12 protein-coding genes are annotated in these 12,190 nt (G+C 37.3%); 5 read left to right on the forward strand and 7 right to left on the reverse strand.

Translation table 11 applies throughout. The features are described 5' to 3' along the window. Window position 1 precedes the first annotated feature (1 nt). The 7 genes from H3Z82_RS05975 to H3Z82_RS06005 form a co-directional block, all read right to left on the reverse strand. Complete coding sequence (locus H3Z82_RS05975) at window positions 2–511, reverse strand: OmpH family outer membrane protein (RefSeq protein WP_182203635.1); 510 nt, start codon at window positions 509–511, stop codon at window positions 2–4. Window positions 512–556: 45 nt separating this feature from the next. Continuing rightward, window positions 557–1,549, reverse strand: coding sequence for an OmpH family outer membrane protein (locus tag H3Z82_RS05980; RefSeq protein ID WP_182203637.1), 993 nt, complete (start codon window positions 1,547–1,549; stop codon window positions 557–559). 171 nt (window positions 1,550–1,720) lie between these two features. Further along, a complete protein-coding gene (locus tag H3Z82_RS05985; RefSeq protein ID WP_235982382.1) occupies window positions 1,721–4,264 on the reverse strand; it encodes a BamA/OMP85 family outer membrane protein in 2,544 nt (847 codons plus the stop codon). A 10-nt stretch (window positions 4,265–4,274) separates the two neighbouring features. Next, window positions 4,275–4,958 (reverse strand): isoprenyl transferase, encoded by a 684-nt coding sequence (locus H3Z82_RS05990; protein WP_235982386.1) that lies wholly within the window; start codon window positions 4,956–4,958, stop codon window positions 4,275–4,277. 57 nt (window positions 4,959–5,015) lie between these two features. Further along, entirely contained in the window at window positions 5,016–5,711 is a 696-nt protein-coding gene (gene porG / locus H3Z82_RS05995) for a type IX secretion system protein PorG (RefSeq protein ID WP_182203643.1), read from the reverse strand. A gap of 99 nt (window positions 5,712–5,810) precedes the next feature. After that, window positions 5,811–6,692 (reverse strand): NAD kinase, encoded by an 882-nt coding sequence (locus tag H3Z82_RS06000; protein ID WP_182203645.1) that lies wholly within the window; start codon window positions 6,690–6,692, stop codon window positions 5,811–5,813. 4 nt (window positions 6,693–6,696) lie between these two features. Next, window positions 6,697–7,353, reverse strand: a complete 657-nt coding sequence (locus H3Z82_RS06005) for a CBS domain-containing protein (protein ID WP_182203648.1) — start codon at window positions 7,351–7,353, stop codon at window positions 6,697–6,699. A gap of 87 nt (window positions 7,354–7,440) precedes the next feature. Here H3Z82_RS06005 and H3Z82_RS06010 point away from each other — a divergent pair, with 87 nt between their 5' ends. From H3Z82_RS06010 to tig, 5 genes are all read left to right on the forward strand, one after another. Further along, a complete protein-coding gene (locus H3Z82_RS06010; RefSeq protein WP_182203650.1) occupies window positions 7,441–8,154 on the forward strand; it encodes a pyridoxine 5'-phosphate synthase in 714 nt (237 codons plus the stop codon). Window positions 8,155–8,277: 123 nt separating this feature from the next. Next, window positions 8,278–9,042 carry an alpha/beta fold hydrolase gene (locus H3Z82_RS06015; protein ID WP_182203652.1) on the forward strand — a complete coding sequence of 255 codons (765 nt, stop codon included), beginning with the start codon at window positions 8,278–8,280 and terminating at the stop codon, window positions 9,040–9,042. 24 nt (window positions 9,043–9,066) lie between these two features. Next, window positions 9,067–10,170 carry an energy transducer TonB gene (locus H3Z82_RS06020; protein ID WP_182203654.1) on the forward strand — a complete coding sequence of 368 codons (1,104 nt, stop codon included), beginning with the start codon at window positions 9,067–9,069 and terminating at the stop codon, window positions 10,168–10,170. Window positions 10,171–10,195: 25 nt separating this feature from the next. Beyond that, entirely contained in the window at window positions 10,196–10,543 is a 348-nt protein-coding gene (locus H3Z82_RS06025) for a phage holin family protein (RefSeq protein ID WP_182203656.1), read from the forward strand. Between the two features lie 212 nt (window positions 10,544–10,755). Then, complete coding sequence (gene tig, locus H3Z82_RS06030; RefSeq protein ID WP_182203658.1) at window positions 10,756–12,078, forward strand: trigger factor; 1,323 nt, start codon at window positions 10,756–10,758, stop codon at window positions 12,076–12,078. Window positions 12,079–12,190: the final 112 nt, after the last annotated feature.

Here is a 12,190-nt window from a genome sequence, read left to right on the forward strand (position 1 = left end):
TTTAGAATCCTAAATCTTTTTTAACGTCTGCCGTAAGGTCTTTCCCTTCAGCTAAGATTACACCAGAACCAGGTGAAGAATCCAATACATATTGAAAACCTTGCGCTTTTGCAACTTTCTGGATGGATGCTTCAGCTTTATCCGTAATCGGCTTTAACAAGTCAAATTCTTTCTTTTGAAGATCTTGCTGTGCAGTATTCTGGAATTCACGAATGCTCTGTTGCATGCCTTGTACTTCTTGAGAACGTTTGGCATTTTCCTCATCAGTCTTACTTTCAACCTCAGCCTGATATTGCTTCATTTTGTTTTGAAGTTCAGTGGCCATGGCTTGAATTTCGGTCTCATAAGTTTTTTGCAGTTTTTCTAATTCTGCTTGAGCACTTTTCATTGCTGGCATTGATTTAATTAGCTCTTGCGTGTTGATATGAGCAATTTTACTTTGTGCATTAGTGAAGCTGGTTGCTCCAATAAAAAGTAGTCCTGCAAATAAAAGGGTCTTAAAATGTTTCATTTTTAAAATAGTATTACGTGTTATAATTATTAATTGTTTGAATTATTATTTTTCTGGAACGGAATCTTTTGATTTTTTTCGAGCTTCGCGTTCTTCTTTCGCTTTACGGCGTTCTTCTAATATTTTTTGTCTGCGTTCGTCCAGTTCTTTTTGTCTTGCTTCACGATCAGCTGCTTGTTGTTTCCTCTTGTCCTCAGCAACTTCGGCTGCCGTTTTGCGCTTATCTTCAGATTTTACTGAAGTGCTGTCTTGAGGGTTGTTTTGCTGTTCTCTTTCAGCCTTAGCTTTTGCTCGGTCTTCCAATATTTTTTGGCGTCTGGCATCGACATCAGCTTTTATGGAATCTCTTGTGGCTTGCTGTGCTGCTCGTCGAGCTTCGGCAGCTTTTATACGTTCGTTTCTTTTGTCTTCAGCAGCTTGTTCACGAGCATCCAATTCTTTATTGACCACCGGAACCACATCCTCTGCCGCGGCCGCTCTTCGCTCAGATTTTGTTTGTGCTTGCGTTCGTTTTGAAGATCTTGTAATACTTCTCAGTACTATTTCACTCAAATCAAAACGCTCTGCGGAATACAACATTACCACATCAGCTGATTTGTCAAATATAAAATCATATTCCCTGCTGCCTGCAATCTCTTGCACTGCTGCAAAAATTTGATCTTGGATAGGCTGTATCAATTGATTTTTTTGAATCATCAAATCACCATTAGGTCCAAAACGCTTTTGTTGGTAGTCTAAAATCTCCTTTTCTTCAAAGCTGATATCCTCAAAACGTTCTTCGTACAATTCCTTGGTTAAAAGCACACGCTCATTATTAAGCTGTGTTTTTTTTTGTTCCAAGGCTGCCAAACGTTGCTCTACATCAGATTTCCATTGGAGCACTTTTGCATCTAACTGCGCCGTTGCTTCTTGGTACTCAGGAACATTCTGTAAAATATATTCAGTGTCTATATATCCAATTCTCACCCCGCGTTGTGCATTTGAAGTAAAGCTCAGGAGACTTAAAACGGTCACTAAAAAAAGAACTTGGTGTTTCATCTGTTTATATTTTGTCATTTATGGGTCACGCTATAAACTATAAAACGACAGATTAATTAAACGATTCTGTCTGATCAGCGTAATATTTTTCAAATTAACGAAATATATTCTAAAAAATTTTAACACTTCAATTAAATCGTCAAAGTATCCATAGAAAATACCGTGCCAAACTTAAAATTGCTGCCCAATAATAAAGTGGGTCTCCCACCCGTTTTTCTCCAATTGACCTGGTAAAGCATCAAAACCATGACCAAAGTCAATGCCCAATAATCCGAAGGCTGGCATGAAAATTCTTAAACCAACACCCGCTGATCGCTTAAGGTTGAATGGATTATAGTCTTTGAAACTATCATAAGAACTTCCGCCTTCCATAAAGCCTAATGCAAAAATCTTTGCTTGTGCGCCTAAGGTAATTGGATAACGCAGCTCTAACGAGAATTTGTTATAGATCGTTCCACCATCCTGTGAAGACAACGATTGGTTTGGATACCCTCTCATGGCAATAGATTCTCTACCATCTAATGAGTAGTTTCCTAATCCATCGCCTCCAACAAAGAAACGCTCAAAAGGAATCACGCCTCTGTCGTTATTATAGGCTCCGAGAAAACCAAATTCCAATCCAGACTTGATAACTAACTTGTCATAGACTCTGGTATACCAATCGCCTTTAAATTTAATCTTATAGAACTCTAACCATTTGTAACGTTCTTGATCTATTTCGCCCATACGCGCATATTCATCAGGATCAGCTGGGTTTAATCCGGCTCTTTCTTCTTTCAGTGCTGTATAGTCCACATTGTTCAACAGTGAAAACGGAGGAGATACTTTTGCAGTTATCGAAAAACTTGAACCACCTGTTGGGTAAATTGGATCTGTATGGGTGTTGTTTCTGCTTAAGCCAACGGTATAGGCTAAGTTATTGGAGTATCCATTACCAAAGGTAAAGAGCCCTGTATTGTAATTCTGTAAATCGTAATGTTGGAAACTTACCGCTTGCGATAAGGTGAAATAATCATCCGGCTGGGTCAAACGTTTGGCCAGGCCAACAGTAATTCCAGTAATATTAAAGCTTTTGCTTTTGTCAGCATCCCGTGTTCGTGGGTTATATAAAAATTGCATGGTATGTGATAAAGAGGTCGAAAATTGGATAGGACGTTTGCCACCCATCCACGGCTCAGTAAATGAGAAACTGTAAGTTTGGTAAAAACGACTGGCTTGTAATCGTAATGCTAAACTCTGACCATCTCCAGTGGGTACTGGTTTATAGGCTTCACCTTTGAATATGTCTTTTATGGCAAAATTATTGAAAGACAAACCAAGCGTTCCAATAAAGCCACCGCCACCATAACCTCCTTGCAATTCAATTTGACTAGAACCTTTTTCCACTACAGAATATTCCATGTCCAAAGTGCCTTCATTAGGATTGGCATTTTTAAAATTAGGGCTCAACTGCTGAGCATCAAAGAAGCCTAATTGACCAAGCTCTCTTACAGTTCTGACCACCGCACTTTTACTGTAAAGTTGCCCAGGACGTGTTCTTAGTTCTCTATAAATGACCCGGTCATTGGTTTTATCGTTCCCCACCACAGTAACATTGTTGAAATAGGCAGGTTTCCCTTCAGAAATACGAATTTCCATATCAATAACATTACCATCAGCACTGACTTCTACTGGATTAATGGTTGAGAAAAGATAACCGGAATCTTGATAAAGATTGGTGATATCCTGTGCGTCCGGTCTTGAATCGTCGGCAATTCTCTTTTTTAGTTCTACACCATTATAGGTGTCCCCTTGCTCAATGCCCAACATATTACTCAATTGCTGGTCAGTAAATATTGTATTTCCTACAAAGGCAATCTTTCCGAAGGTGTATTTTTCTCCTTCTTCCAAATTGATAGCAATTGACAAGGTGCCGTCTTCATTACTATAAACAGAATCGGAAATCACACGGGCGTCTCTATAGCCGTTTTCTTTATACTTATCAATCACACTGACCAAATCTTCCTTATAATCAGCTTTAACGTATTTTGAACGTTTTAAAAACCGAAGAAAGTTTTTTTGCTTGGTGTTTTTCATGGCTTTTCTAAGCTTTTTATCGCTCAGTTTTTCATTGCCAATAAAATCTATACTTTTAATTTTAACCTTATCGTTCTTGTCGATGTCCACCAACATGTTAACTCGACTTTTCTCTATGGAATCAATCACAGGTGTTGTGATTACTCTTACTTTGGTGTTGTAGAAGCCTTCTTTTCTATACTTGTTGGTCAAGTAATTTTTTGTAGTTGTAATTAGGTTTTCGGTAACTTTTACGCCTTTAGTCAGTTTGTTATCTTTTATAATGGCTTCTTTTTTACCCTTTTTGACACCTCTAATTTCCACATCATTCAGCTCTGGTAAATCTTGTAGACTGATTTCCAAATAGGCCTGATCGCCTTCTGTTTTTGTAAGATAGACATCAATATTGCTAAAAAGATTTGAGCCCCATAGTTTTTTTAGAGCTTCGCTAATGCGTTCACCAGGGATTGCTATAACTTCACCTTTTCTTAAGCCAGAATATGTAACAATCGTGGCCTCACTAAAATTGGTGTCGCCAGTAACGATAATATCTGCTATGGTATATTTTTGTCCTAAATTTTGTGGGCTTTCCTGAGCGGTTAAAGCAAAGGAAGATAAAAGAAAAAAGGCACTGAGAAGGGTGTTAAAAATTGTTTTCAAAAGCGTATTATTAGCTGAGTTGTTCACTTGTTTTTCCAAATCGTCGTTCTCTATTTTGATAGTCTATCAAAGCAGTATATAAATCATGCTTTTTAAAATCGGGCCATAAAATACTGGTGAAATATAATTCAGCATAAGCAATTTGCCATAACAAGAAATTACTAATTCTTTGTTCGCCACTGGTCCTGATGAGCAAGTCTACATCTGGCAAATTTTGCGTGTAAAGATGCTTATTAATAATGGATTCGTCAATAGAATCACTTGAAATTATATTATTTTTAACTTTATCGGATATTTTTTTAACCATATTTATCAGTTCCTCTCTTGAGCCATAACTCAAGGCCAGGGTCAAGATCATTCTGTTGTTGTCCTTGGTTTTTTCAATGACTTCTTCGAGCTCTCCTTTCGCTTTTTTCGGCAAATCGTTTATGCAGCCTATGGCATTGAGTCTGATATCATTATCCTGTAACGTTTTGATTTCTTTTTTCAAGGACTTGACCAGAAGTTTCATTAGTGTTTGCACTTCAATCTTCGGCCGGTTCCAATTTTCAGTAGAAAATGCGTAAAGTGTGAGGTGTTTGATGCCTATTTCTGCACTGGCCTCCACGACTTCTCTCACAGATTTTGTGCCATTTTCATGACCAATAACCCGAAGCAAGCCTTGTTGTTTTGCCCAACGTCCATTACCATCCATGATTATGGCGAGATGGTTAGGAAGTTTGTCGGTATGTATCTGTTTCTTTAAATCCACTTAATAATCAGAATAACAAGGTTTTTGACCAAAGGTATAAGTTAGGGTAATCCCCGAAAATACGTACCAGTCATTACTATTTAAATTACCGAAACTATATGGTGCCCTTGATGGCGCATCAGGTACGCTGCCATCAATTTCATCAGAAAAGGTATATCGGACCCCAATTTCGGCGCCTAATATCAGGCCGTCAAACATTGTGGTTGTTTTAAAACCTATTACCATAGGGATGCCGTAAGCCCAACTTTGTAAATTTTCTGAAGTTGGCACGGTAGATCCTGGGTTGAAAAAGAAGTTTTTATGTCTTGCGGCTGAAATTCCAGTATATAGATATGGTGTCATTTGATGATCAGTGCTGTGAAGGTCAAAATCTAAAAATGTAAATTCCATACCTGCAGAAAACTCTAAAATAGAATTTTTAAAACTCCTGTTTCGAGCAAATCGTCTGGGGTCATTGGATCGGCCATCATGACCTTCCAAATCTGTAAACATAATTGAAGCTCTGTAAGAATGTCTTTTGCTTCTATTCCATTTTAGAAGTAGTCCAGCGGCTGGCTTATTAGGAGCAATATAGGTTGTGGAACCCACATCACCAATAAAATTACTTCCGCCTAAAAACACACCGCCTTCATAAAGTTGCGCGTGTACATTTGGGAGGAAACAGACACTAAAAATTATTAAAATGATATATTTCATAAAATTTTAAAAGTTTGCAAATATAATAAATAAGATTAGCCTATGGCAATATGAGCCAAATTGTATTACAGATAAACAGTATTTAAAAGATTTTATTGTTTAATTGCGCTTATCCTCTCCCCAAAGCAGTTTTTTACGTAAGGTGTCAATAAAGCTCTCACTATGAAGTTCAATCATCTTTATTTTGAAGTCTGCTTTTTTAATTGTTACGATGGTGCTGTTGTGTAAAGTTGCAATTCTGGAGTCTAAAGATATCAGATAAAACTCTTCACGTCCATCAACTTTTAACTGGATTTCTGTGTCGTCAGGAATGATCAATGGTCGCGCACTCAAATTGTGCGGCGCAATAGGAGTGATGACAAAACTCTTTGCCGCAGGCGAAATGACCGGGCCGCCACAGCTCAAAGAGTAGCCTGTAGAGCCAGTTGGACTGGATACAATTAAACCATCAGACCAATAAGAAGTTAAGTATTCTCCATCTAAATGTGTGTGTACCGTAATCATGGAGGTTGTGTTTTTTCTACTTACGGCTATTTCGTTGAGAGCAAAATTAAGTTGAATAAGGTCTTTGTTTTCAGGTTTGGTTTCTATGCACAATAGGCTCCGCTCCGATATTTTATAATCGCCTTCAAAAATGCTGTCCAGAGCGCTTTCAATTTGATTGGTTTGAATGGTAGCCAAAAAGCCTAACCGGCCTGTGTTAATTCCGATAATAGGGATGGATAGGTTACTGACATAGGTAATAGCTCTTAATATAGTGCCGTCACCGCCCATACTAATGAGTAGGTCAAAAGAATTATCAAGGCTTTGAAAGGTCTCAAATGTCTTGTATTGGTTTTTAAGATCGAAATGTTTGTCAATCTGCCGATAAAATTGATTCTCAATAAAAACATCTGCTGCCTTATCCAACAAATAATCAAAAAGTGTTTTTATAGTGGATTCCTTTTTCTTGAAATTCTGACTGTATATGGCAATTTTCATAGGTCTACATATTAAGGTATTTGTTCAGGTAATCTGAACGTTCCTTTAAATTCTCAATATAAGTATCCTCTTCGTGGCCTGAAATGATATTGTAGCTATATCTTCTAAATGTTTGTATCACATCATTAAGTCCGGAGCTGCCGATTTTAAGTGTAATCTGAACCAAATCACCTTCCATTTTAGAAATGAATGCCCCCAAGATTTTTGCATCGTTAGATTCTACAATCTGACTGATCTCGCTAAAAGAATAATCTTGAATGCCTTTTTCAATTATTAGGATGCCGCCATGTTCTGAGAAGAAGGGAGTTTCATTGAAGATACCTATAATGTCATTGAGCTCATAGTAACCTAAATAGTTGTTTTCGGTATCTAACACGGGCATTATATTGCAAGAATTATGGGCAAAGGCCTCCAGGACATCCAACCAAGAAGTTTCTAATCTGACAAAAAAACCTTCCAAGGCGTGAGCGCATTCTTTTATCGATTCTTTGCTATCAAAGCAATGGGCGTCTGTCTCAGAAATACATCCTAAATAGACTTGGTTGTTTTCAATAGGAATATGAGAATAAGTCAGCCCATTAAACATCAATTTGAGGTCGCTTACCTTATCGTTTATGTTTAGTGGCTTAATATCATTGATTATATATTCTCTTAATGGCATGTTCTATATTTTGTTCCTGCAAAATAATTAAAAATAACAACAAAAAGCATGATCTACTTTGTATTTTTGTTCATTAAAACAAAAGCTATGACAAAGTTGAGCGTTAATATCAATAAGATTGCCACCCTTAGAAATTCGAGAGGTGGGGATGTTCCGAATGTGGTACAATTTGCGAAAGATGTTCAAAAGTTTGGTGCCCAAGGCGTCACCATTCATCCAAGGCCTGATGAGAGACATATTCGATATCAAGATGTTTATGATTTGAAACCTGAAGTCTATACCGAGTATAATATTGAAGGCAACCCCATTCGTCAATTTATAGATATGGTTTTGGAAGTAAAGCCTACACAGGTTACCTTAGTGCCAGACGCCGAAGATGCCATAACATCAAATGCGGGATGGGATACCATCAAGCACAAAGATTTTTTAATTGACGTGATTAAGGAATTTAGACAGAACGGGATCCGTACGTCTATTTTTGTAGATCCGGTTTTGAAACAGATTGAAGGCGCAAAAGCAACAGGAACGGATAGAATAGAACTCTATACCGAAGCCTATGCGGTGGCTTATGGCTCAGGGAATAAAATGGGAATCAAACCTTATACAGAATGTGCCGTTTTGGCTAATGCACTAGGCTTGGGTCTTAATGCGGGGCACGACTTGTCTTTAGATAATATCAAATATTTTAAACAGAACATTCCCGATTTATTAGAAGTCTCTATTGGTCATGCTTTAATTTCAGAGAGTTTGTACTTGGGCATTGAAAATGTAATTAATATGTATTTGAGACAGTTAAAGTAGACGATAGGGATGACGTATTTTGAATGAGTCTTTTGAGACTGTCCTCCGTCATCTGTCATTCGTCATAAATCAACAATCATAAAATAACAATCGTTAATCGTTAAATAACAATCGTTAATCATCATGACTCTTCATTCAACTATTTTAGGCGAAGGCCAAACTTTTATTTTTCTCCATGGATTTTTAGGCATGAGTGACAATTGGAAAACACTCGGCACAAAATTCAGTGAAAACGGCTATGAAGTGCATCTGGTTGACCAGCGTAATCACGGACGAAGTTTCCATAGTGATGAATTCAATTATGAAGTGATGGTTGAGGACTTGAAAGACTATTGTGACGAACATCAATTAAATAATATCGTACTTTTAGGCCATTCAATGGGCGGAAAAACGGCCATGTTGTTTGCCGTAGAGTATCCTGAATTGGTTTCTAAATTAATTATCGCGGATATTGCTCCACGCTATTATCCAACTCATCATGATGCGATTTTAAAAGGATTATCGGCTTTAGATTTTGAGACACTGAAGAGCAGAGGCGAGGCGGATAAAGTCTTAAAATCGTATGTTTCTGAACTAGGCACACGTCAATTCTTACTCAAAAATTTGTATTGGATAGAGAAAGGGAAGCTCGGGTTACGAATAAATTTAGAGGTTTTGAAAGAGCAAGTCAATGAGGTTGGAGAGCCCTTGCCTATGCACACCAAGTTTGAGAAAGCGACTTTGTTTTTGCGCGGAGACCGCTCAGAATATATTTCATCACAAGACGAAGCTTTGATTCATTCGCATTTTCCGAAAGCTGCCATTGTCACGATTTCAGATGCAGGACATTGGTTGCATGCTGAAAACCCGACCGACTTTTATGATGCGGTATCAAAGTTTTTAGATTAAATATTTGCATAACACCTGCACCCTATGATAAAACGTTTTATTATTCTCATAGTTTTAACCAGTTTTCAATTTTCTTATGCGCAAGAGGACGGCAGTTTTAAGGAATTTTTTGAAGATGGACAATTTAAAACCGAAGGCCAATACAAAAACAAAAAGAAGGATGGCGTATGGAAATCTTATCATCCTAATGGTCAGCTGTCAAAGGTCTATACATACGTTGACGGTAAACGGAGCAGAGAATATACAGCCTTTTTTAAGGACGGTAAAATGAGTGGCGAAACCAAAAAAATCAACAATGAATACCTCACCAAGGAGTATTATGAGGATGGAACAATATTTTATGAAAGAATCTTACCTGATGGATTCTATAAAGAGTATTTAGAAAATGGTGACTTAAAAATAGAATCTAACTATGTGGATGGTGAGCTTTCGGGGATTTGGAAGCAATATTATAATGCAGGTGAGTTAGAATGGATAGTTCATTATAAAAACGGCTATAGGGAAGGCGATTATCAGAACTTCTACACCAATGGTCAAATAAAATTAGAAGGTAGATTTCGGAAGGATAAAAAAGATGGCGTCGAAAAACGATACTTGAAAAACGGACAACTCGTATGGACTGGCAATTATAAGGCAGATAAACTCCATAAAAAATGGGTGCAATATGATGCAGCCGGAAAGGTTTTGGAAACACTAAAGTTCGACCATGGAAGAGCTTTAACCTCTGGTGCTACTGCGCTATTAACCCCGACAATGGTGCCAGAAGGAGCATTGGAGAAGGTTCCGGTTTATCCAGGGTGCGAAAATAAACTTTCAAATAGAGATTTAAGTAGATGCATGAGCGATAAGCTATCTCAGTTTGTTCGTACTAAATTTAATCCAAATGTAGCGCTTGGATTGGGTTTGAATCAGACCCAGCGTATCCTGGTAAAATTTGAAATTAATAAAAACGGGAAAGCGGTCAATGGAAAAGCGAGAGGTTCACATCCGGTTTTAGAGAGAGAAGCTGTTTGGGTGATTGATCTTTTGCCTAAAATGCAACCAGGAATTCAACGGGGCAAACCTATAGTGGTTCCATATTCTTTCCCTATCGTGTTCAATCCAGGAGAAAAAAAATCCAATAGATAAAAACAGATAACTAAAATCAAATAGCATGAATTTAATAATAAGAGTTTTACTCACAGCCGTTGCCGTGGTGGTTTTGGCAAAAGTTCTTCCGGGCGTGGCGGTAGCAGGATTTACATCAGCAATAATTTTAGCCATTTCACTTGGGTTTCTTAATGCTATTTTAAAACCCATCTTAGTTATTTTAACTTTGCCAATTACCATTCTAACCTTAGGGTTATTTTTGTTGGTTATTAATGCTTGCATTGTCTTATTGGCAGATGAATTTATGGGCGGATTTGAAGTCAACGGATTTTGGACTGCACTCTTATTTAGCGTGCTTTTATCGTTTTTACAATCTGTACTTTATTCACTGTTAGACAAAGACAAAAACTAGTCTAAAAATCAAGTCTTTAAAAACTTTGTTCAGATTTAAATAATTCGTACTTTTGCATCCCGATTTTCTGATAGTCCATCAAGCATTATTCGGTCTGTTTTAAAGCAAAAAGTTAGACCTAAATTGAACAAATTTCTACTTATAAAGTGGAAATTTTGGCAGATTTGAAAATCACTAAAAAATAATATGCCATTGGCTTTATTAATTATACTATGAATATTACAAGAGAAAACATTGACGCATTAAATGCTGTTTTAAAAGTAGATATCGCTAAAGAAGACTATAGTGATAAGGTGGAAAAAATCCTTTCAGATTACCGTAAGTCGGCCAATATTCCTGGATTTAGAAAGGGGCATGTGCCAATGACCATGGTGAAAAAACAATATGGCAAAGCAGTGTTGGTTGATGAGGTCAACAAACTTTTGCAGGATGCGCTTAACAAGTATTTGACTGAAGAGAAATTAGACGTTCTAGGTAATCCGTTGCCAAAGGCCCAAGATGATTTAGATTGGGATGCTGATTCTTTCACATTTGAGTTTGAATTGGGGCTCGCGCCAGAATTTGAAGTAGAGCTAAAGAGCAAAGATCCAATCACTCATTACAGCATTGTTGCTGACGATAAAATGATTGACGACCAAGTAGAGCATATTCGCAAGCAATATGGCAAATTGATATCTCAAGATGCTGTGACCAAAGACTCTGAGATTGTTGGCGTATTTGTAAATGAAGAAAAGGAAATCAACAACAAAGCAACGTTTACCTTAGATAAGGTAAAAAGTAAAACCGCTGAAAAAGCGTTAATTGGTGCTAAGGTTGGTGATGTGGTCACTTTAAAAACTAAAGGTTTGTTCAAAGATGATCACGATTTGATGAGTTTTTTAAAAGTAGCACATGATGATGCCCATGAATTGGATGTTGACGTTACTTTTACCATTGAAGAAATAAACACCAGAGAATTGGCTGACTTGGACCAAGAGCTGTTTGATAAATTATTTGGTCCAGGGGTTGTGTCGTCTGTAACTGAATTGAAAGCTAAGATTAAGGAAGACTCCGAAAAGCAATTCGGACAACAAGGCGATCAGAAATTTATTAATGACGTCACTGAGTATTTAGTAGAGAATACAAAATTTGACCTTCCGGCAGCATTCTTGCAAAAATGGATGCAAACCGCTGGTGAAGATCCGTTAGATGCAGATCAGGCTAAAGAAGAGTATGAAAATTCTGAAAAAAGCATGCGTTACCAATTGATTGAAGGTAAAATAATTGAAAAGCATAACTTGCAAGTTACTTTTGATGATTTGAAGGACTTTGCTAAAGAAATGATCAAGGTGCAAATGGCACAATTTGGTCAGACAGATCCTCAAGATAAAGAGTTAGAGGATATTGCAGCTCGTATCTTGTCCAATAAAGACGAGGTCAAACGTTTGTCTGAGCAATTGATGAGCCAGAAACTTCTTGAACTATACAAAAAAGAAGCTAACCGCGAGGAAAAGGAAATTACTTATGATGATTTTGTAAAAGAGTTTTACAGCTAGTAATTATAATTAAATCGTTATCTTTAGAGCGTAAAACTATCTGGTTTTACGCTTTTTTTTGACACTATAATAGTCATACAATTTTCCTAGTGATGCTGGGATTTTACGAATT

The sequence above is a fragment of the Gelidibacter maritimus genome (assembly GCF_014062315.1).
Taxonomy (GTDB): domain Bacteria; phylum Bacteroidota; class Bacteroidia; order Flavobacteriales; family Flavobacteriaceae; genus Gelidibacter; species Gelidibacter maritimus.

What these genes read in the sequence shown, in the direction of transcription:
- H3Z82_RS05975 (WP_182203635.1), bottom strand. Translation starts at nt 511, where the DNA reads ATGAAACATTTTAAGACCCTTTTATTTGCAGGACTACTTTTTATTGGA.
- H3Z82_RS05980 (WP_182203637.1), bottom strand. Translation starts at nt 1,549, where the DNA reads ATGAAACACCAAGTTCTTTTTTTAGTGACCGTTTTAAGTCTCCTGAGC.
- H3Z82_RS05990 (WP_235982386.1), bottom strand. Translation starts at nt 4,958, where the DNA reads ATGGATGGTAATGGACGTTGGGCAAAACAACAAGGCTTGCTTCGGGTT.
- porG (WP_182203643.1), bottom strand. Translation starts at nt 5,711, where the DNA reads ATGAAATATATCATTTTAATAATTTTTAGTGTCTGTTTCCTCCCAAAT.
- H3Z82_RS06000 (WP_182203645.1), bottom strand. Translation starts at nt 6,692, where the DNA reads ATGAAAATTGCCATATACAGTCAGAATTTCAAGAAAAAGGAATCCACT.
- H3Z82_RS06005 (WP_182203648.1), bottom strand. Translation starts at nt 7,353, where the DNA reads ATGCCATTAAGAGAATATATAATCAATGATATTAAGCCACTAAACATA.
- H3Z82_RS06010 (WP_182203650.1), top strand. Translation starts at nt 7,441, where the DNA reads ATGACAAAGTTGAGCGTTAATATCAATAAGATTGCCACCCTTAGAAAT.
- H3Z82_RS06015 (WP_182203652.1), top strand. Translation starts at nt 8,278, where the DNA reads ATGACTCTTCATTCAACTATTTTAGGCGAAGGCCAAACTTTTATTTTT.
- H3Z82_RS06020 (WP_182203654.1), top strand. Translation starts at nt 9,067, where the DNA reads ATGATAAAACGTTTTATTATTCTCATAGTTTTAACCAGTTTTCAATTT.
- H3Z82_RS06025 (WP_182203656.1), top strand. Translation starts at nt 10,196, where the DNA reads ATGAATTTAATAATAAGAGTTTTACTCACAGCCGTTGCCGTGGTGGTT.
- tig (WP_182203658.1), top strand. Translation starts at nt 10,756, where the DNA reads ATGAATATTACAAGAGAAAACATTGACGCATTAAATGCTGTTTTAAAA.